The 19,476-nt window shown below is 72.0% G+C and carries 17 protein-coding genes; 3 read left to right on the forward strand and 14 right to left on the reverse strand.

Features of this window, described 5'->3' with window-relative positions; genetic code table 11:
- Window positions 1–2: 2 nt before the first annotated feature.
- From WQO_RS13855 to WQO_RS13890, 8 genes are all read right to left on the reverse strand, one after another.
- Window positions 3–566, reverse strand: a complete 564-nt coding sequence (locus WQO_RS13855) for a GNAT family N-acetyltransferase (protein WP_010059681.1) — start codon at window positions 564–566, stop codon at window positions 3–5.
- A gap of 167 nt (window positions 567–733) precedes the next feature.
- Window positions 734–1,270, reverse strand: coding sequence for a hypothetical protein (locus WQO_RS13860; protein ID WP_029182202.1), 537 nt, complete (start codon window positions 1,268–1,270; stop codon window positions 734–736).
- Window positions 1,271–1,292: 22 nt separating this feature from the next.
- Window positions 1,293–1,760: a GNAT family N-acetyltransferase gene (locus WQO_RS13865; RefSeq protein WP_010059677.1), complete on the reverse strand. Its 468-nt coding sequence runs from the start codon at window positions 1,758–1,760 to the stop codon at window positions 1,293–1,295.
- A gap of 42 nt (window positions 1,761–1,802) precedes the next feature.
- Window positions 1,803–2,612 carry an SDR family NAD(P)-dependent oxidoreductase gene (locus tag WQO_RS13870; protein ID WP_032748220.1) on the reverse strand — a complete coding sequence of 270 codons (810 nt, stop codon included), beginning with the start codon at window positions 2,610–2,612 and terminating at the stop codon, window positions 1,803–1,805.
- Entirely contained in the window at window positions 2,609–3,775 is a 1,167-nt protein-coding gene (locus tag WQO_RS13875; RefSeq protein ID WP_029182201.1) for a serine hydrolase domain-containing protein, read from the reverse strand. Before WQO_RS13875 ends, WQO_RS13870 begins: the two co-directional genes overlap by 4 nt.
- A gap of 166 nt (window positions 3,776–3,941) precedes the next feature.
- The gene (locus WQO_RS13880) at window positions 3,942–4,796 is read right to left on the reverse strand and encodes an energy-coupling factor ABC transporter ATP-binding protein (RefSeq protein WP_079055554.1); all 855 of its coding nucleotides are present in this window, start codon (window positions 4,794–4,796) and stop codon (window positions 3,942–3,944) included.
- Complete coding sequence (cbiQ, locus tag WQO_RS13885) at window positions 4,784–5,545, reverse strand: cobalt ECF transporter T component CbiQ (protein WP_010059673.1); 762 nt, start codon at window positions 5,543–5,545, stop codon at window positions 4,784–4,786. The genes WQO_RS13880 and cbiQ overlap by 13 nt, the downstream gene beginning before the upstream one ends.
- Before the next feature lies 1 nt (window position 5,546).
- Entirely contained in the window at window positions 5,547–6,623 is a 1,077-nt protein-coding gene (locus WQO_RS13890) for an energy-coupling factor ABC transporter permease (protein ID WP_010059672.1), read from the reverse strand.
- A gap of 218 nt (window positions 6,624–6,841) precedes the next feature.
- On the opposite strand from WQO_RS13890, the gene WQO_RS13895 reads away from it, so the two are divergent.
- Window positions 6,842–7,333, forward strand: coding sequence for an SsgA family sporulation/cell division regulator (locus tag WQO_RS13895; protein ID WP_010059670.1), 492 nt, complete (start codon window positions 6,842–6,844; stop codon window positions 7,331–7,333).
- Between the two features lie 157 nt (window positions 7,334–7,490).
- Here the strand turns inward: WQO_RS13895 and WQO_RS13900 are convergent, their stop codons facing one another.
- Both WQO_RS13900 and WQO_RS13905 read right to left on the reverse strand, forming a co-directional pair.
- The gene (locus WQO_RS13900) at window positions 7,491–9,722 is read right to left on the reverse strand and encodes an MMPL family transporter (protein ID WP_058953984.1); all 2,232 of its coding nucleotides are present in this window, start codon (window positions 9,720–9,722) and stop codon (window positions 7,491–7,493) included.
- Between the two features lie 121 nt (window positions 9,723–9,843).
- The gene (locus WQO_RS13905) at window positions 9,844–10,416 is read right to left on the reverse strand and encodes a TetR/AcrR family transcriptional regulator (protein ID WP_010059666.1); all 573 of its coding nucleotides are present in this window, start codon (window positions 10,414–10,416) and stop codon (window positions 9,844–9,846) included.
- Window positions 10,417–10,586: 170 nt separating this feature from the next.
- Between WQO_RS13905 and WQO_RS13910 the strand changes: the two genes are divergently transcribed.
- Window positions 10,587–13,964 carry a S41 family peptidase gene (locus WQO_RS13910; protein ID WP_010059664.1) on the forward strand — a complete coding sequence of 1,126 codons (3,378 nt, stop codon included), beginning with the start codon at window positions 10,587–10,589 and terminating at the stop codon, window positions 13,962–13,964.
- A gap of 127 nt (window positions 13,965–14,091) precedes the next feature.
- On the forward strand, window positions 14,092–15,231 hold the full coding sequence (locus WQO_RS13915; RefSeq protein ID WP_010059662.1) for an aromatic ring-hydroxylating oxygenase subunit alpha: 1,140 nt from the start codon (window positions 14,092–14,094) through the stop codon (window positions 15,229–15,231).
- Between the two features lie 429 nt (window positions 15,232–15,660).
- Here the strand turns inward: WQO_RS13915 and WQO_RS13920 are convergent, their stop codons facing one another.
- The 4 genes from WQO_RS13920 to WQO_RS13935 form a co-directional block, all read right to left on the reverse strand.
- A complete protein-coding gene (locus WQO_RS13920) occupies window positions 15,661–15,855 on the reverse strand; it encodes a hypothetical protein (protein ID WP_010059661.1) in 195 nt (64 codons plus the stop codon).
- A 134-nt stretch (window positions 15,856–15,989) separates the two neighbouring features.
- The gene (locus WQO_RS13925; RefSeq protein ID WP_010059660.1) at window positions 15,990–16,883 is read right to left on the reverse strand and encodes an SDR family oxidoreductase; all 894 of its coding nucleotides are present in this window, start codon (window positions 16,881–16,883) and stop codon (window positions 15,990–15,992) included.
- Window positions 16,880–17,818: an alpha/beta fold hydrolase gene (locus WQO_RS13930; protein ID WP_010059659.1), complete on the reverse strand. Its 939-nt coding sequence runs from the start codon at window positions 17,816–17,818 to the stop codon at window positions 16,880–16,882. The genes WQO_RS13925 and WQO_RS13930 overlap by 4 nt, the downstream gene beginning before the upstream one ends.
- Window positions 17,815–19,413, reverse strand: a complete 1,599-nt coding sequence (locus tag WQO_RS13935) for a flavin-containing monooxygenase (protein ID WP_010059658.1) — start codon at window positions 19,411–19,413, stop codon at window positions 17,815–17,817. The genes WQO_RS13930 and WQO_RS13935 overlap by 4 nt, the downstream gene beginning before the upstream one ends.
- Between the last annotated feature and the right edge of the window lie 63 nt (window positions 19,414–19,476).

Raw genomic sequence — 19,476 nt, forward strand, 5'->3', positions numbered from 1 at the left:
GGTCACCGGCTCTCGGCCGTCGCTTCCCAGTCGCGGCGGAGCAGGCCGAAGACCCAGGAGTCGGAGACGTCGCCGTTGACGACGCAGTCCTCGCAGAGAGTGCCCTCGCGGACGAAGCCGAGCTTCTCCAGGACCCGGGCGGACCCCGCGTTACGGGTGTCGGTCTCGGCCTGGACGCGGTTGAGGTCCAGGGTGTCGTACGCCCACCGCAGGACGGCCTGCGCGGTCTCCGTGCCGTAGCCGTTGCCCCACGTGGCCGCATCGAAGACGTAGCACAGGGACGCACTGCGGAAGTCCGGGTTCCAGTCGAACAGGCCGCACCAGCCGATGAACGCGCCGTCGGAGACGCGTTCGACGGCCAGCCGCGCTCCCGAGCCCTCCTCCTCGATCCTCCGGCAGGTCGCGAGGAAGGTCGGGAAGCGGGCCGGATCGGTCCACGGCGGGGAGTCCCAGTACCGCAGCACGTGGGCGTCGCTCTGGAGCGCGTAGAGCGGCGCCGCGTCGGCGTCGGTGAACGGCCGCAGGCGCAGGCGCTCGGTGTGCAACTCGGGGGTGGGCAAGGTCATGCGGGGCATCCTGCCGCGCGACGCCCGCCCCCGCCATCCGATTTATCCGGCGGTGCGGGCAGCGGGGGCCACGACCAGCGGTCCGCCCGGCGAAGACGCGTACGGACTCAAGCGGGCCCTGCTTGCTCGACCCGGCGGCATGGAACAGCGGGCGTCGGTCGCCCACCTCACCCGGTGACACCGCGACCGGCGGCGGAAGCCGTCCCGGCCACGGTCCACAGGGCCGTCCCCCACAGGCAGAGAGCGGAGATGAGGCCCACGGTGAAGCGGACGGCATGGTCCGGGCCGTCCGCCAGCCATACGGCCGCGCCCGCCAGTCCGGCCACCACCAGCAGGGCGGCCGGCACCCGCAGCCGGGGCTGGCCGAACACGGCGGCGAGCGGGAGGAAATGCAGCCCGACGACCAGGGCGACGAGCGGGGGAACGAGTACGGGCACTCCCGCACGCGAGCACACCACGGCGATGACGATGATCACGAGCCACTGCACACCGTTGATCTGGTTGAACCGCCGACGTCGATCGGCCGGGAAGGGCCCTCCCGCCGACGCGGGAAGGAGACGGCGTGCGGCCAGCATCAGCCCCAACGTGACCAGGCAACCAGCACCTACCGCGATCGGCCGAGCCGCGCCGCCGAAGGCGCTCGTAGCCAGCAGCCACCAGCCGAGACCGAACAAGGCGAGGAACCCCACTCCTGACTTGAACATGCCCGGGAGTGTAGATCAGGTCTCACCGCAGCTCCGCCACGATCTCCCCGTCCTCCTCCACCCCCGTCGGCCGGAAGCCGAGCGCGGTGTACAGGTGCGCGGCCGCCTTGTTCTCCGGGGCGTACGAGAGGCGTACGGCGGTGCCGGGCTCGCGGGCCGAGAGCCAGTCCGCCAGGGTGTGTACGGCTGCGCGGCCGATGCCCGCGCCCTGGTGGGCGGCGTCGATCAGCATGCCGCCGATCCAGTGCGAACCGTCCTCGTCCCGGGCCCACATGATGTGGCCGGTCACCTCGTCGCCCGCGAGGACCGCGAGGGAGTTCCAGGTGTCCTCGCGGCTGCTCAGGACGAGGTAGCGGGCGGCCAGAGCCGGGACCCAGTCGCGCTGGTCGTCGCGCGGGGCGCAGTCGGCGACCGCCCGCCAGTTGTCCGCGTCCACCTCGTGGAGGGTGACGGGGCGGCCGGTTCTGTCGGTGTGTCCGTGGCTGATCATCCGCGCAGGGTAGGACGCCTGGATGGTGTGTGGCCAAGTGGTTTACGGCTGCTGCTGCGCCATCGCCTGCCGGAAGCCCGTGTTCACCGCGAGGATCCCGCCGTCCACGCGCAGCGTCGTCCCGGTGATCCAGGCCGCGTCGGACGAGGCGAGGAAGGCCACGGCCGACGCGATGTCCTCGGGGGTGCCGATCCGGCCGAGGGGGTAGAGGGCGGCCGCTCGGGCCAACTCCGCGTCGCGGCCCGCCCAGGCGTCGGTGCGGATCGTGCCGGGGGCGACCAGGTTGACCCGTACGCCGCGCGGGCCCGCGTGGCCCGCCAGCGTACGGGTCAGGCTGGCCAGGCCCGCCTTGGCGGCGCTGTACCCGTGGCCGCCGAAGTCCTGTTCGCCGTTGACCGAGCCGATGGTGACGATCGCGCCCCGGCCCGAGGCGACCAGGTGCGGCAGGGCGGCGCGGGCGCAGCGGAACGGGCCGGAGAGGGTGATGTCCAGGTCGCGTTCCCACTGCTCGTCCGGCACGTCCTCGAAGAGCTCGGCGTCCTCGCTCGCCGCGTACGCGTTGTTGACCAGGACGTCGAGCCGGCCGAAGGTCTCGACCGCGTACGCCACCGCCGCCTCCACCGCCGCGCGGTCCGCCACGTCGCAGGCCAGTGAGTCGGCGGTGCCGCCCGCCTCGCGTATCGCCGCCGCCGTGTCGGACGCGCGCTGCGCGTCCAGGTCCGTGACGAGGACCGAGGCCCCTTCCGCCGCCAGGCGGTGGGCCGTTGCCGCGCCGATTCCCTGGCCTGCGGCGGTGATCAGGATGCTGTAGCCGGCGAAGCGGGCAGGTGTCACAGGGGTCACAGGTGTCATAGGGCTGACCGTACTGCTCTGACCAGCGCCTGGGCACGGGGGTCGGCGGTGACTCCCTTCTGGAGGCCGTTGGTGACGTAGCCGAGCGCGATGCCGGACTCCGGGTCGGCGAAGCCGAGGGAGCCGCCGCGGCCCGGGTGGCCGAAGGAGCCGGGGCTCAGCAGCGGGGAGGCCGGGCCGTGCAGCATGTAGCCGAGCCCGAAACGGGTGTTGACGACCAGGACCCGGTCCGGGCCCGCCGACTCCTCCGTGCGGGCCAGGGTGAGCGTGGCGGGGGCGAACAGGCGGCGGTGGCCGTCGACGGGGCCGATCATCGCCGCGTAGCAGCGGGCCAGGCCCCGGGCGGTCGCGATGCCGCCGGAGGCGGGGAGTTCGGCCGCACGGTAGGCGGGGTCGTTCTCGTCCGGGAACGGGTCGATCGCGCCGAACGCCCGCCGGGTCAGCGACTCCGGGTCGTTGTACGCCTCGACGACGGAGCGCTTGGGGCGCACGCGCAGGGCGCCCGACGCGGCGGCCGCGGCCGGGGGTTCCACGGGGCCGATGCGGCCGATGCGGTGGGCCTCGTCGGCGGGGAGCCCGAACCAGAAGTCGAGGCCGAGCGGGCGGGCGATCTCCTCGGCGATCCAGCGGCCGATGGTGCGGCCCGTGGCGCGGCGGACCAGTTCGCCGATCAGCCAGCTGTAGGTCTGCGCGTGGTAGCCGTGGTCGGTGCCGGGCTCCCACTGCGGGTGCTGCGCCGCCACGGCCGCCGGGCCGGAGACCCCGTCGGCGGCCTCGGCGGGGGTGAGGGTGCGGTCCAGGGCCGGAACCCCGGCCCGGTGGGCGAGGAGGTCGCGGACGAGGACGCGTTCCTTGCCGGCCGCCTTGAACTCCGGCCAGTAGGTGGAGACCGGGGCGTCCAGGTCCACCTGCCCGCGCTGGTGGAGGAGGAGCGGGACGGCGGCGGCGATGCCCTTGCCGGCCGAGCGGACGATCTGGACGGTGTCGACGGCCCACGGCTCGGTGCCGTCCACATCTCTCGTACCGGCCCAGAGGTCGACGACCTTGCGCCCGTGGCGGTAGACGGCGACAGCCGCGCCGCGCTCACCGCGCTGCTCGAAGTTACGGACGAAGGCGTCCGCGACCGGTTCGTACCCGGGGGCCACCGTGCCCCGGACGTCCACGGCCCTCTCCTCGGCCACGGTCACGGCTGCCCCCGCGCCGGATTCCGCTTCCGCGCCCGTACCCGTCGTGCTCACTCCCGCGCTCCCGCTCATCCCCCCATGGTGCACGTCCCGGCGGGGCGTTCGGGGAGCGGGTCTCCGTCACCACCGGGCTGTCACCATCTGTTTACGGTGCCGGAATGTCGACGGCTCCCGGGTCGAAGCCGAACGGCAGCTCCAGCCGGTGGGAGCGCATCAGCTCCTCGTCCCGCAGGAGGTCCTGCGTACGGTCGTCGGCGGCGATGACGCCTTCGCTGAGGATGACCGCGCGCGGGCAGAGCTCCAGGGCGTACGGCAGATCGTGGGTGACCATCAGCACCGTGATGTCCAAGGACCGCAGAATATCGGCCAGTTCTCGGCGGGAGGCCGGGTCCAGGTTGGACGAGGGTTCGTCCAGGACGAGGATCTCCGGGTCCATCGCGAGGACGGTGGCCACGGCGACCCGGCGGCGCTGCCCGAAGGAGAGGTGGTGCGGCGGGCGGGCCGCGTACTCCTCCATGCCGACCTGCTTCAACGCCCGCAGGACGCGTTCCTCCAGCTCCGGTCCGCGCAGTCCGGCGGAGGCGGGCCCGAAGGCGACGTCCTCGCGGACCGTGGGCATGAACAGCTGGTCGTCCGGGTCCTGGAACACGATGCCGACCCGGCGGCGGATCTCGGCCAGATTCCGCTTGGCCACCGGGAGCCCGGCGACGCGGACCGTGCCGGAGCCCGCCTCCAGGATGCCGTTGAGGTGCAGGACGAGCGTGGTCTTGCCCGCGCCGTTGGGGCCGAGGAGCGCGACGCGTTCGCCGCGGCCGACGGTCAGGTTCACCCCGAAGAGGGCCTGGTGTCCGTCGGGGTAGGCGTAGGCGAGGCCGCTGACTTCGAGCGACGGGGCGGCGGTGTCGGCGTCCTTCGGGGAGTTCGGGGAATCCGGGGAGTTCGGGGAGTTCGGGGAGTTCGGGGAGTTCGGGGAGTTCGGGGAAACGGTCACAGGGTCCATCCCAGCAGACAGACCACGAGCGCGAGCACGGGGAGCGTCGCCGCGTACGCCCATTGCGTCCGGTCCGCCGTCACCTCGTCGATCACCGGCATCGTGCCCGCGTACCCCCGGCTCACCATGGCCAGGTGGACGCGTTCGCCGCGTTCGTAGGAGCGGATGAACAGGGCCCCCGCCGAGGCGGCGAGCACCCGCCACTGCCGTACGCCGCGCGCCTCGAAGCCCCGGGAGCGGCGGGCGATCGCCATGCGCCGCATCTCGTCGGCGACGACGTCCCCGTACCGGATCATGAACGACGCGATCTGCACGAGCAGCGGCGGCAGCTTCAGGCGCTGGAGGCCGAGCAGGACGGCGCGCAGTTCGGTGGTGGAGGCGAGGAGCACCGAGGCGGCGACGCCGAGGGTGGCCTTGGCCAGCACGTTCCACGCGCCCCAGAGGCCGGGGACGCTGACCGGGACGCCGAGGACGGTCGTCTGCTCGCCCGGTACGACGAACGGCATGAGCAGGGCGAACACGACGAACGGCACCTCGACGACAAGCCGTTTCAGCAGGAAGCCGACGGGGATCCGGGCCACGGCGGCGACGCCGGCGAGCAGCGCCGCGTACAGGCCGAAGGCCCACACCGCCTCGCGCGGGGTGCAGACGACCACGAGCACGAAGCAGAAGACGGCGACGAGTTTGCAGTGCGGGGGCAGCCCGTGGACCGGCGAGTGTCCGTGCCGGTAGAGCGTGTGGGCGTGGCCCGCACCCATGTCAGGCGTTCTCTTGGTCGCGGTCGCGGGGCGCTTGGCCGGCCTCTTCGCCGGGCTCTTCCGTACGGCGGCGGACCACCCAGAACACCCCGGTGCCCACGACGACGGTGGCACTGACGCCGATCACCCCGGCGAGGCCGCCGGAGAGCCGGGCGTTCTCGATGTCGCCGACGCCGTAGTCGGCGAGCGGGGAGTCGGCCGCGCCGTGCTCCTCCACCTTCTCGTCGAAGCCCTGGTCGCTCGCGACCCGCTCCAGGCCGTCCGGGTTGGCGGAGGCGTAGAAGGAGACGAACCCGGCGAGGAGGAACGCCGAGACCAGCCCGGTGATCCAGAACCCTCGGGTGGACCGGCGCGCGGGAACCGGCTCGGGGTCTCGGGTGGCGGCGGGCGCGTCGACCAGCTCGCCGTCGACCCGGAGCTTGAGCGGGGCGGCGATTCCGCTGACACCGTGGACGAGGTCGGGACGTACGGCCAGGACCGCGCCCACCGTCAGGGCCGTGATGACCGCTTCGCCGATGCCGATCAGCACGTGGACGCCGACCATGGCCGTGAAGACCTTGCCGATCGGGATGTCCGTGGTTCCGCCGATCCAGTAGAGCAGCGTGAAGGCGGCGGCCGACGCCGGTACGGAGACGAGCGCGGCGACGAACGCCGAGGCCGTCGCGGACCGGCGGGTGCGCGGCAGAAGGCCGGTGAGCAGGCGGAACACCCCGTACGCGACGACGACGGTGACCACGCCCATGACGGTGATGTTCACGCCGAGCGCGGTGAGGCCGCCGTCCGCGAAGAAGATGCCCTGGAGCAACAGCACCACGGACAGGCAGAGCACGGCCGTACAGGGCCCGACAAGGATCGCGGCCAGCGCCCCTCCCATCAGGTGGCCGCTGGTACCGGCGGCCACCGGGAAGTTGAGCATCTGCACGGCGAAGATGAAGGCGGCCACCAGACCGGCGAGCGGGGCGGTGCGCTCGTCCAGCTCACGGCGCGCGCCCCGCAGGCTGACGGCGACCGCGCCGACCGCGAACACCCCGGCGGCGACGGAGACAGGTGCGTCGATGAATCCATCGGGTACATGCATGACAGAGACTCCGCTTCCTGCGGTTCCGCACGGTGTCCGCGTCCGCGCGGGCACGGACCTGCGGGCGGGGTCATGAACCCATCAATAATAGTGCTCTCTTGCGAACTGTGCGCAAGAGCAGAGCGAGGGCAGAACGAGGACATCCGTGCTCACCGTGCCGCGCCTGCGAAATATGGGACATTAGAGGGCAGAGCTACACATATAGGAGGAGCCGGCCTATGTCCCCTGTGATCGAAGAACACGCACGCGCCCGGCTCATCACCGATGGCCCCCTCACCCGCCCGGTCCCCGTCGACCTGCGCTACGACCTGGCCGACGAGCGGCGCACCGTCCACATAGGACTGCCCGACGGCACCGACTGGGCGTTCGGCCGCGACCTCCTGGAACGCGGCCTGCGCACGCCGATCGAGCGCGGCGCCGTCCGTATCTGGCCCTGCGGTCGTACGCAGCTGATCGTGGAGCTGCACTCGACGGACGGGGTCGAGGTGTTCCAGTTCGAGATCCGGACGCTGATCCGCTTCCTCGCCCGGACCCGTACGCAGACACCGGCGGCATCACCGGACGCGGACCGCACACCGCAGCCGCCGTCCCGCACGACCCGTACGGACACCTCCCGCACGGACATGCCCCGCACCACCCGCCCGGACAAGAGCGCCCAGCAGGAAGAGGGCGCCCCGCAGGAGAGTGGCGCGCAGCCGGCCCACGGCTGAACAGCAGGTCCGCAGAGATGCGGAAAGCCCCCGTGCCGCTCGCACGGGGGCTTTCGCATGCCCCGGTCCCCGTCCCCACAGGTAACCGGCGCTTCCGGGGCCACGCTCCGCTCAGACGCGGACCCGGAGCTGGGAGGGCTCCGTCAGGACGGACGGGTCAGACGCGGACGAGCTCACGCTCACCCTCGCCGCCACCGTCACCGGACCCTGCGGAACCGGGCTCGTCGGCCAGCTGCTGCTGGAGCTTCTCGCCCTCCACGTCCACGTTGGGCAGCGCCCGGTCCAGCCAGCGCGGCAGCCACCAGGCCTTCTTGCCGAGCAGCGCCAGGACGGCGGGCACGATCGCCATGCGCACCACGAAGGCGTCGAAGAGGACGGCGATGGCGAGCGAGAAGCCGATCATCTTGATCATCTGCTCGCTGGAGCCGATGAAGCCGGAGAAGACCGCCATCATGATCACCGCTGCGGCCGTGACCACCCGCGCGCCGTGCTTGAAGCCGGTCACGATGGCCTGACCCGGGCTCTCGCCGTGGACGTACGCCTCACGCATCCGGGTGACGAGGAAGACCTCGTAGTCCATCGCGAGACCGAAGACCACACCGACCATGAAGATCGGCATCATGCTCATGATCGGACCGGTCTGCTCGACGCCGAAGAGCGAGCCGAGCCAGCCCCACTGGAAGACCGCGACGACCGCGCCGAGGGCCGCGACCACCGAGAGCAGGAAGCCCAGGGCCGCCTTCAGCGGGACGAGGATCGAGCGGAAGACCAGCATCAGCAGCAGGAACGCGAGGCCGACGACGAGCGCCAGGTAGGGCAGCAGCGCGTCGTTCATCTTCTGCGAGAAGTCGATGTTCATCGCGGTGGCGCCGGTGACCAGGACCTCGGCCCCGGTGTCGGCCTTGATGTCCTTGCCCGCGTCACGGATGTCGTGGACGACCTCCTCCGTGGCGTGGGAGGACGGGCGGTCCTTCGGGATGACCGTGATCGTCGCGGTGTCGCCGGCCTTGTTGAAGGCGGGCGGGAGGACGGCGCTGACGCCGAGCGCCTCGATCTCCTCGGCGACCCGGTTGGCGGCGGCCTTGCCGTCGGAGCTGTTCTTCACGTCGACGACGGTCATCAGCGGACCGTTGAACCCGGGGCCGAAGCCGTCCGAGAGCATGTCGTACGCCTGGCGCTGCGTGGTCGACTTCGGCTGGGCGCCGTCGTCGGGCAGGCCCATCTCCAGCGAGGCTGCCGGTACGGCGACGATGCCGAGGCCGAGGACGCCGACGAGCATCACCCAGACCGGCTTGCGCAGCACGAACCGCGCCCAGCGGGTGCCCATGTTCGGCTTGGCGTCGGGGCTCTTCTCCGCCTCGGCGGCCTTACGGGCCTTGCGCCCCATGATCCGCTTGCCCGCGAAGCCGAGGGCGGCCGGGACGAGGGTGAGCGCGATGAGGACGGCGATGGCGACCGTACCGGCGGCGGCGAGGCCCATCTTCGTCAGCATCGGGATGTTGACGACGGCGAGGCCGGCCAGGGCGATGACCACGGTCAGGCCCGCGAAGACGACCGCGGAACCGGCGGTGCCCACGGCCCGCCCGGCGGCTTCCTCGCGCTCCCGGCCCTCCGCCAGTTCGGCGCGGTAGCGGGAGACGATGAAGAGGGCGTAGTCGATGCCGACCGCGAGGCCGATCATCATGGCGAGGATCGAGGTGGTGGAGCCCAGGTCCATCACGCTGGCCAGCGCGGTGATCGTGGAAACCCCGATGCCGACCCCGACGAGCGCGGTCACCAGCGGCAGTCCCGCCGCGATCAGCGAACCGAAGGTGATGACGAGGACGATCGCCGCGATGACGACGCCGATGATCTCGGCGGTCCCGGTGTGCGGCATGACCTGGAGGGCGTCACCGCCGATCTCCACCTTCATGCCGCTCTTCTGGGCATCCTTGCCCGCGTCCTCCAGGGCGTCCCGGGTCGCGTCGGTCAGCTCCATGGAGTTGACCTTGTAGGAGACCGAGATGTACGCGGTCGAGCCGTTCTGGCTCACCGCCTTCTGCTGGAAGGGGTCGGCGACCATCGCGATCTGGTCCGAGCCGGACTGCAGCTCCTTGACGATCCCGGTGATCTCGCGCTTGTTCCCGGCGTCGGTCACCTTCTCGCCCTCGGGCGCCTGGAAGACGACCCGGGCGGTCGCGCCGTCGGCACTGCCGCCGGGGTTGCGCTCTTCCAGGAGGTCGAAGGCGCGCTGCGCCTCCGTACCGGGGATGGAGAAGGAACTGGAGGTGGCGGTGGACGCGGTGGCCGCACCGATTCCGGCGACCGCCAGCAACGCCACCCAGATCAGGGCGACGAAGCCGCGGCGGCGGAAGGTGAGCCGTCCGAGCTTGTAGAGGAAAGTGGCCACGGGGGCGTACTCCCGGTCAGGTCGTATGAGTGGAGATCGGGCATGAGGAACCAGCCCGACGACGAGAGCGGCGCGTCAGGTGGAGCTTCGGGGAGAGGGCCGTACAGGTGTAGCGGGGACGTCAGACGCCGAGGGCGGGGAGAACCACGGAGTCCACGTAATCGATGAGGAACGCCTGGTCGACAGGACGGTCCTCGATCAGCTGCCGGGCGGCCAGCGCGCCGACCAGCATGTGCGGGATGTACTTCAGCGCCGGATTGTCCGGGCGCAGCTCACCCCGGTCCACCGCCCGTTGCAGCATCTGGTCGAACCCGGTCATCTCCGGTTCGATCAGCAGCTCGCGCAGGGCCTGGAGCAGCTCGGGGTACTCGTGGACGGCATGGCTCAGACCCCGCATCAGCGCGGCGTCCTTCTCCATCTGGCAGTCGTCGGTCCGGCTCAGCGCGGTATGGAAGTCCCCGCGCAGCGAACCGGTGTCGATGTCCGCGAGGTTCCCCGGCTTGTTGTGCCGCAGAGCCATCGCGACCAGCTCGGGCTTGGAGCCCCACTGGCGGTAGAGGGTGGCCTTGCTCGAACGGGTACGGGCGGCGACGGCGTCCATGGTCAGGGCGTCGTAACCGACCTCGCGGAGCAGGTCGAGGACGGCCTCGTAGAGCTCGCCCTCACGCTCGGGGGTCAGCCTGGTGCGTGCCATACGCCGACCTCCTTCGCGCTCGTTTCACCTGCCGACGGCTTCACTCAGCATCGAACGAAACCGTTTCGTACACCTGAACCGTACCCCCGTCCGCCAGCGAAACGAAATCGTTTCGCTTGTGTCCTGCACCACAAGTTGCCCCGGGCCCCACGCACCGAAAACATTGGGGGGTGAGTGACGACGTCGCGTATCTCCGTTTCCCGCACCTCCACCAGGACTTGCTGTGCTTCGCGGCCGAGGACGACCTCTGGGTCGCGCCCCTCGCCGCCGCGGGGCACCGGCCCGGACGCGCCTGGCGGGTGACCGTCGACCGGACCCAGGTCAGCCATCCCCGCTTCTCGCCCGACGGCACCTCCATCGCGTACACGACCTGGCGGACCCTGGACCCCGAGATCCACCTCGCCCCGGTGGACGGCGGCCCGGCGCGACGGCTCACCTACTGGGGCTCGACGGACGCCCGGGTCTGCGGCTGGAGCCCCGATCCGGGCGAGGCCTGCCAGATCCTCGCCGTCTCCTCGCACAACCAGCCGTTCTCGTACTTCTCCTGGGCCTACAGCGTCCCCACCGACGGCAGCCCCGGCGGCAGGCTCCCCTGGGGCCCGGTCTCCGACATCGCGGTCGCCGACATCGACGGCGAGCGCCGCACCCTGCTGCTCACCGGCACGCCCCCGCACGAGCCGGCCGCCTGGAAGCGCTACCGGGGCGGGGCCATGGGCCGCCTGTGGCTGCACGGCGAGCGGCTGCTCCCGGACATCGACGGGCACCTCGCCAACCCGATGTTCGTCGGCCGCCGTATCGCGTTCCTCTCCGACCACCAGGGCGTCGGCAACCTCTACTCCTGCCGGACGGACGGCACCGACCTGCGCCGCCACACCGACCACGACGCCTTCTACGCCCGCAACGCCTCCAGCGACGGGCACCGGGTGATCTACCAGTGCGCGGGCGAGCTGTGGCTGGTCGAGGACCTGGAGTCGCCCGACGCCACCCCGCGCAAGCTGGAGGTGCGCCTCGGGGGCCCGCGCACCGGCCGCCGCGTCCACCAGGTGCCCGCCGCCAGCAACGTCGACTCGCTCTCCGTCGACGAGACGGGCCGGGCCAGCGCCGTCACCGTACGCGGCAGCCTCTACTGGCTCACCCACCGCGACGGCCCCGCCCGCACCATCGCCGACACCCCGGGCGTGCGGGTGCGGCTGCCGGAGATGCTCGGCAGCGGCGGGCAGGTCGCGTACGTCACCGATGCGGACGGCCCGGACGCGGTCGAGATCGCCTATCTGCCGCGCGCCAGCGGCGACCGCCCGCCGCGCAGGCTGGCCTCCGGGCTGCTGGGCCGGGTCCAGGAGATGATCTCCGACCCGGACGGTAAGCGGCTGGCCATCGCCTCGAACGACGGCCGTCTGCTGCTCCTGGACACGGGCGAGGAAGAGACGGAGCCCGTGGAGAAGGCTCCCAGCGGCTCGACCCGCGCCGACCTGCACGCGGCCACCGGCGCGGCGACCCCGGACAGCGCCGTTCCGGCCGACGAGCACCCCGGGCTCAGCGAGCTGATCCGCTCGGTCAACGGCCCGGTCCGCGATCTGGCCTTCTCCCCCGACGGCGACTGGCTGACCTGGTCGCACCCGGGCGTCGGCCGCTCGCTGCGGCAGATCAAGCTGGCCCGGATCTCCGGCCCCGGTGCCCCGGCGATCGTGGACGTCACCAATGGCCGCTTCGAGGACGAGAACCCGGTCTTCACGGAGGACGGCCGCTATCTGGCGTTCCTGTCCTGGCGCGGCTTCGACCCGGTGTACGACGTCCACACCGGCGACCTGTCCTTCCCGCTCGGCTGCCGCCCCTATCTGGTCCCGCTCTCCTCGGCGACCCCGTCCCCCTTCGCGCTCTCGCCCGACGGACGCCCGGCGGCGGGCGGCCTGGACCCGGTGGACGTGCCGGACGGGGGTATGTCGGAGGGGTCGACGGTGATGGTGGAGTTCGAGGGGCTGGAGAGCCGGGTGACGCCGTTCCCGGTCTCCGCCTCCAAGTACTCGGCGCTCGCCCCCGTGAGCGGCGGCGGTCTGGTCTGGCTGCGCTGGCCGATCTCGGGCGCGCTGGGCGAGACGTTCGCCAACCCGGCCGACATGTCGGGGCGGCCCACCCTGGAGCACTTCAACATCGCGAAGGCCCGCAGGACCGAACTGGTCGACCACCTCGACTGGTTCGCGGTCAGCGGCGACTGCTCGCGCCTCGTCGTGATGGACGACGGCGAACTGCGCGCCCTCCCCGCCACCGAGCCCGGCGACGGCGACACCACGGTCTACCTGGACCTGCGCCGCATCCTGCACGAGGTCGACCCGGGGGCGGAGTGGCGGCAGGCGTACGGGGAAGCGGGCCGGATCATCCGCGACTACTTCTGGGAACCGGACATGTGCGGCATCGACTGGGACGGGGTGCTGGACCAGTACCGCCCGCTGGTCGAACGGGTCGCGTCCCCCGACGAGTTCGCGGATCTGCTGCGCGAGGTGCTGGGCGAGCTGGGCACCTCGCACGCGTACGTCTCCCCCGCCCGCCGCAACGAGGGCCCGCCCCACTACCAGCGGGCGATCGGCCTGCTGGGGGCCAACCTGGTCTGCCGGGACGGCGCGTGGACGATCCAGCGCATCCTGCCCGGCGACTCCTCGGACTCCAAGGCGCGTTCACCGCTCGCGGGCACGGGGATCAGGGAGGGCGCGGTCCTCACCCATGTCGACGGCCGGCCGGTGGACCCGGTGGCGGGCCCGTACCCGCTGTTGACGGCGGCGGGCGGCACCACGGTGGAGCTGACGTTCTCCCCGGCGGGCGGCGGCCCGTCCCGCCGGGTGGCGATCATGCCGCTGGTGGACGAGCGCCCGTTGCGCTACCAGGACTGGGTGGCCAAACGGCGTGACGTCGTACGGGAGTTGAGCGGCGGCAAGTGCGGCTATCTGCACATCCCGGACCTGGGCGGATCGGGCTGGGCCCAGTTCAACCGGGACCTGCGCCTGGAGGTGGCCCGGCCCGCGCTCATCGTGGACGTACGGGGCAACGCGGGCGGCCACATCAGCGAGCTGGTCGTGGAGAAGCTCACCCGCACGATCCTCGGCTGGGACCTGACCCGTAACGCGCAGGCGGTCAGCTACGCCTCCAACGCGCCGCGCGGCCCGGTGGTGGCGCTGGCGGACGAGGCGACCTCCTCGGACGGCGACATGATCACCGCCGCGTTCCGGCTGCTGAAGATGGGGCCCGTGGTGGGCCAGCGCACGTGGGGCGGGGTGGTCGGCATGACCGGCCGCCACCGGCTCGGCGACGGCACGTCGATCACGGTCCCGATGAACGCCGCCTGGTTCGACACGTACGGCTGGTCGGTGGAGAACCATGGCGTGGAGCCGGACGTGGAGGCCCTGCGCACCCCGCTGGACTGGGCGGAGGGCCGGTACGCGGTCCTGGACGACGCGGTCCGCCTGGCGCTGGACCTGCTGGCGGCCCACCCGGCGGCGACGCCCCCGTCGTACGACACGGCCCCCGACCTGCGCAGGCCACCACTCCCCCCGAGGTGACGCCCGGTCACACCGGCCCGGGGTCCCCCGTGCGTGGGAGGTGAGCACCCGTCCGGGCGTTCCGGCGGGCGCTCGTGCGTGGGCGGCGGACACGATGGAAGGGGCTGCCCACGTACGAGGGAGAAGCATGACCGAGAACCGCTCGGACCAGATCGCCCGCGGCCGGCCCGGGGAGGACCCCGGCGCGGCCCCCGCCCCGCCCGACCTGCGGCGGATCGGGGCCCACCCGGACTTCTGGTACCCGGTCGCCCTCTCCCGGAGCGTACGGAAGGAAGGGGTGGCCGCGGCCGTGTTCGCCGGGGAGCGCATCGCGCTCTACCGCGCCCGGAGCGGTGCCGTCCACGCGCTGGAGGACCGGTGCGCCCACCGGCAGGTGCCGCTGAGCATGGGCGTCGTGGACGGTGAGACGCTCCGCTGCTGCTACCACGCCTGGGCCTACCGCGGCGACGGCCGCATCTCGCAGATCCCCTACCTCGCCAAGGGCGACGCCCGGCCGCCGCGCGGGGTGCGTGCCTATCCGGTGCGCGAGGCGTACGGCCTGGTGTTCGTCTTCCCGGGCGACCCGGAGAAGGCGGCGGTCACCCCGCTGCCGGACGTGCCGGCCTTCGCCTCACCGCGCTACCGCACGATGACGTTCTCCCGGACGGTGCGCTGCCACTACTCGTTCCTGCACGAGAACCTGCTCGACATGAACCACCAGTTCCTGCACCGGGGCGTGGTCGGCAAGCTCCAGCCGAAGCTGCTGGGGTACGAGAGCGGCCCGGCGTCGGTGGAGGCCCGCTATCTGTTCACCCATACCGGCGGCAAGCGCAACCGCAGCGCGAGCCTGCTCGCGGCCGAGGGCCTGGGGGGCCAGCCCTCCAGCGACGTCATGACGATCCGCACCGAGTACCCCTACCAGACGCTGGACCTGGTCCCGGAGAAGGCCGACCACCCGGCGCTGCGCCTCTGGGCGGTGTACGTCCCCGAGGACGCGGAGCAGCGCGTCTGCCACGCGTACGGTCTGCTCATGATCGAGAAGCCGAGGATCCCCGCCGCGTTGAACGTGGCCTGGCCCTTCATCCGGCACTTCACCGAACGGGTCTTCGCGGAGGACCGCATGGCCGTCGAGGCCGAGCAACGGGCGTGGGAAGAGCAGGGCGAGGACCGCAACCACGAGGTCTTCAGCCTGATCCTGGACGTCCGCGACGTCCTGCGCGCGAACGGAGTCCCGCTCGCCCCGCGCACCACGGCGGACACCCGCCCCTGCGAGGGCCTGGTGCCCTGACCCGGGCCAAAGATGTCCTCAATCGCCGGACGGGCTGGGCTGTCTCAGCCCACCCGACACCCCAGGGTTGGAGGGCATCCTTCCAGAACCGGTCCGGCACCCCCAGGGTTGGAGGGCATCCTTTTCAGCCCGCCCGGCACCCCCAGCCCGCCCGGCGTTTGAGGGCACCTTTCAGCCCGTCCGACGCCCCCAGCCCGCCCGGCGATTGAGGGCACCTTTCCCAGCCCACCCGGCACCCCCAGCCCGCCCGGCGATTGAGGGCACCTTTTCAGCCCGTCCGGCGCTTGAGGACATCCTTTGACCCGCGCCCCGGGGAGGGCAGGCCCCCGCGCAAAGAAGGAGGCGCACCCGGTCACCCGGGTGCGCCTCCTGACGCGACGCGTACGCACGCGCTGACCGCAGCACGCACGCGTCACACCTCAACGACCGTCAACGGTCAAAACGCTCGCGCGCCTGGTCCGCAGCGTCCTGGGCACGGTCCTGCATGCCCGAGGAGGAGTCCGACCGCTGGTCGCGGGCCTGCTGGCCGCGCTCCTTGGCCTGGTCCTTGCCCTGGCCGGCCTTCTGCTTGGCCTGGTCGGCGAGCTCCTGCGCCTTGTCCTTGAACTGGTCTGCGATACCCATGCTGTTCACTCCTGTGGAATGCGTGGGACGGATGTGGGGGTGACCCCCAGCGGGGCCGTGCTCAGCGTTACACGCCCCGACATCCCGCGCATTTCGGACCGTTACCCACCGTGAGGTGGGGCCCGTCCACCCCGCTACACCCGGTCCGCACGCTCCGCCCGCGCGTCCTGGTCCGCCGCTCCCCCGGCCCCCACCAGGCCCTTCGACACGGTGTGGAGGCGCGGTTCGAAGCGCCGCATCTCGCGCTGTCCGCCGAGCGCGATGACCGAGGGCAGGTAGCCCCGGACCGACTGCATCCCGCGCAGCCACCACTGGGCGTAGACGTGCGGGGAGCGCCGCGCGATGCCGTCCACGATCCGGTCGACGGCCGGGCCGAGCGGGTAGGTGCGGTTCATCGGCCACGGCAGCCGCTGCCGCAGCTCGCGCATCACGTCGTCCTGGTCGGCGCCGCGCACCATGTCGGTGTCGGTCCAGGAGAGGTAGCCGACGCCGACCTTGACGCCCTTGTAGCCGACCTCGGCGCGCAGGCTGTGCGCGAAGGCCTCGACACCCGACTTGGACGCGCAGTACGCGGTCATCATCGGGGCGGGGGTAATCGCGGCCAGCGACGCTATCTGCAGGAAGTAGCCGCGGCTCTCCATGAGCACCGGCAGGAAGGCCCGCCCGGTGACCGCGCCGCCGATGAGGTTGACCTCGATGACCCGCCGCCAGGCGGCCGGGTCGGAGTCGGCGAACGGGCCGCCCGCGGCGACGCCGGCGTTGGCGACGACCACGTCGACCTTGCCGAATCGTTCCTTGACCTCGCGCGCCACCTGGGCCATCGCCTCGTGGTCGGTGACGTCGGCGAACCAGTGGTCGCTCTCGCCGTGCAGCCGGTCGGAGACCTGCTTCAGCTCGTCCGGCTCCAAGCCGACGAGCGCGAGGGTCGCCCCGCGTGCGGACAGCTTGCGCGCGAGCAGTTCGCCCACGCCCCGGGCCGCGCCGGTGACGACGACGACCTGGCCCTCCAAATTCCGCTTGCCGCTCATGCGACATCCTCCTTCTCCGCCGTGGCGGCCGCGCCCGTGGTGACGTACCGGGTGACCAGCTCCCTGATTTTCGCCGAAACGGCCTCCGGGGCCTCGACCGGCGTCATGTGTCCCATGCCCGTCAGTTCGGTCAGCCCCAGGCCGACCGGCAGGGCGTCCGCGATGGCCCGCGCGTGGACCGGCGGGGTCAGCCGGTCGTCCGTGCCGGCGATCACCGCGGTCGGCACCCGCAACGCCCGTACGCCCGCGGCGAGATCGAGCTCGGCGAGCACATGGCCCCACTCCACCCGGGCGCGGCGCGGGCAGGCGTGCACGATCCGGGCGCAGGCGTCGACCCGGTCGGGGGCCGAACCCCGCCCCATCGTGGCGTACTTGAGGATCTTCCTGGAGACCGGGGTCACGGGTCCGAGGGGGGCCTTCGCGCCCAGTACGGCGGTGGTGAGCCGGGTCCGCAACGCCCCCGCGCGGAGCGGCAGGACCAGGGCCTCGGCGGCCAGCCGCGTAACTCCGGTGGAACAGAGCAGCACGGCGGCGGCGTGTTCGCGCAGTCCGGGGCGGGAGGCCGCCGCCATCACGGTCATCCCGCCCATGGAGTGCCCGGCGAGCACCGCCTTCTGCCCCGGGGCGAGGGTCGCGCCGAGGACCGCTTCGAGGTCGTCGGCCAGGGCGTTCGTGCTGTAGCCGCCGGGTCCGGGCTCGGGGGTGAGCCCGTGGCCGCGCTGGTCGTAGGCGATGACGCGGTGGCCGGCGGCCAGATCGCGGATCTGGGCGTCCCAGAAGCGGGTGTTGCAGGTCCAGCCGTGGGCGAGGACGACGGCGGGCGCGTCCTCGGGGCCGTGCAGTTCGACGTGGATCCGCGCACCGTCGGCGGACCGTACGGTCAGCTCGGCGGCGGGCACGGGCGGGACGGTGTCGCGGTGCAGGAGCCGGCTCATCGCGTGGCCTCCTCGGCGACGGGCCCGGCCTCAGCGGCGGCGGTCACGGTCTCGCGGTCGGTGCGGCCGGGCTGCTCGGGTACGCGACCGGTGCCGACGGCCCGCTGCGCTCCCCCCGCCCCACCGGCCCGGACGACGTCGTACTCCGCGAGGTCCACCGACCGGGTCTGCCGCCGGAACTCACCCGTCGTGCCCGGCCAGACGGTGGTGTTGCGGCCCGCCTCGTCCAGGTACCAGCTGGTGCAGCCGCCGGTGTTCCACACCGTGCGCTTCATCCGCTGCTGGACCTTGTCGTTCCACGCGGTGACGGAGGCCGACCGGGCGTCGAGCGCGGCGCGTCCGCCCAGCACGTTCAACTGGCGGAGGTAGTCGGCCATGTAGTTCAGCTGGGACTCGATCATCAGGATCATCGAGGAGTTCCCCAGGCCCGTGTTGGGGCCGATGATCGTCATCCAGTTGGGGAACCCGGAGGCGGTCGCGCCGCGCAGCGAGTTCATCCCGTCCTTCCAGGTCTCGGCGAGGGAGATGCCCTCCGCTCCGACGACCCGCTCGGCGATCGGCATGTCCGTCACATGGAAGCCGGTGCCGAAGATGATCGCGTCGACCTCGGCCTCGGTGCCGTCGGCGGCGACGACCGTGGAGCCGCGTATCTCGCTGAGCCCGGAGGCGACCACGTCCACGTTGGGCTGGGCGAGCGCCGGGTAGTAGGTGCTGGAGAGCAGGATCCGCTTGCAGCCGATGCGGTAGTCGGGGGTCAGCTTGGCCCGCAGGGCCGGGTCCTTGATGGCCCGCGCCATGTTGGACTTGGCTATCGTCTCCACCAGGCCCAGCTGGTCGGGGTGCTTGGTGAAGGCGCTGACCTGCAACTCCCGTATGCCCCACAGCAGTCCGCGGCGCGCGGTGCCGGTGACGGGAACCGCCCGGTGGAGGGCGCGCTCGGCCTTGCTGATGGTGCGGTCCATGCGCGGCATGACCCATGGCGGGGTGCGCTGGAAGAGCGTGAGCTTCGCGGTCTTCGGCTGTATCGCGGGGACGATCTGGATCGCGGAGGCGCCGGTGCCGACCATCGCGACGCGCTTGCCGGCCAGGTCGTAGTCGTGGTCCCAGCGCGCGGAGTGGAAGACCTTGCCGGGGAAGGAGTCGAGCCCGGGTATGTCGGGCATCTTGGGGTCGGAGAGCGGACCGGTGGCGGAGATGACGACGTCCGCGTGGAGCGTGGTGCCGTTGGCGGACTCGATCACCCAGTACAGGTTCTCCTTGTCCCAGCTCATCAGCTTCACCTCGTGGTTCAGCCGGATGTGCGGGCGGAGCCCGAAGGTGTCGGCGACGCGCTCCAGGTAGGCCCGGATGTGCTCCTGGCCGGAGAAGGTGCGCGGCCAGTCCGGGTTGGGCGCGAAGGAGAAGGAGTAGAGGTGGGACGGTACGTCGCAGGCGCAGCCGGGATAGCTGTTGTCCCGCCAGGTGCCGCCCACCGAGCCGGCCCGCTCCAGGACGACGAAATCGGTGATGCCTTCGCGGCGCAGCCGGACGGCGGCCCCCAGGCCCCCGAATCCGGTTCCGATCACCGCCACACGTACGTGCTCCTGCTGGGCCATGCTGCCGCCTCCCGCGGTACGCGACTTTGCCAGCAATCACTGGCATGGTTCGGAGAGTAGAGC

The sequence above is a fragment of the Streptomyces globisporus C-1027 genome, from assembly GCF_000261345.2.
Taxonomy (GTDB): Bacteria; Actinomycetota; Actinomycetes; order Streptomycetales; family Streptomycetaceae; genus Streptomyces; species Streptomyces pakalii.

Coding starts and splice junctions, on each gene's coding strand:
- WQO_RS13860 (WP_029182202.1), bottom strand. CDS start 1,270: ATGTTCAAGTCAGGAGTGGGGTTCCTCGCCTTGTTCGGTCTCGGCTGG.
- WQO_RS13915 (WP_010059662.1), top strand. CDS start 14,092: ATGACCGAGAACCGCTCGGACCAGATCGCCCGCGGCCGGCCCGGGGAG.
- WQO_RS13865 (WP_010059677.1), bottom strand. CDS start 1,760: ATGATCAGCCACGGACACACCGACAGAACCGGCCGCCCCGTCACCCTC.
- WQO_RS13920 (WP_010059661.1), bottom strand. CDS start 15,855: ATGGGTATCGCAGACCAGTTCAAGGACAAGGCGCAGGAGCTCGCCGAC.
- WQO_RS13930 (WP_010059659.1), bottom strand. CDS start 17,818: ATGAGCCGGCTCCTGCACCGCGACACCGTCCCGCCCGTGCCCGCCGCC.
- WQO_RS13895 (WP_010059670.1), top strand. CDS start 6,842: ATGTCCCCTGTGATCGAAGAACACGCACGCGCCCGGCTCATCACCGAT.
- WQO_RS13925 (WP_010059660.1), bottom strand. CDS start 16,883: ATGAGCGGCAAGCGGAATTTGGAGGGCCAGGTCGTCGTCGTCACCGGC.
- cbiQ (WP_010059673.1), bottom strand. CDS start 5,545: ATGGGTGCGGGCCACGCCCACACGCTCTACCGGCACGGACACTCGCCG.
- WQO_RS13935 (WP_010059658.1), bottom strand. CDS start 19,413: ATGGCCCAGCAGGAGCACGTACGTGTGGCGGTGATCGGAACCGGATTC.
- WQO_RS13890 (WP_010059672.1), bottom strand. CDS start 6,623: ATGCATGTACCCGATGGATTCATCGACGCACCTGTCTCCGTCGCCGCC.
- WQO_RS13855 (WP_010059681.1), bottom strand. CDS start 566: ATGACCTTGCCCACCCCCGAGTTGCACACCGAGCGCCTGCGCCTGCGG.
- WQO_RS13870 (WP_032748220.1), bottom strand. CDS start 2,612: ATGACACCTGTGACCCCTGTGACACCTGCCCGCTTCGCCGGCTACAGC.
- WQO_RS13880 (WP_079055554.1), bottom strand. CDS start 4,796: ATGGACCCTGTGACCGTTTCCCCGAACTCCCCGAACTCCCCGAACTCC.
- WQO_RS13905 (WP_010059666.1), bottom strand. CDS start 10,416: ATGGCACGCACCAGGCTGACCCCCGAGCGTGAGGGCGAGCTCTACGAG.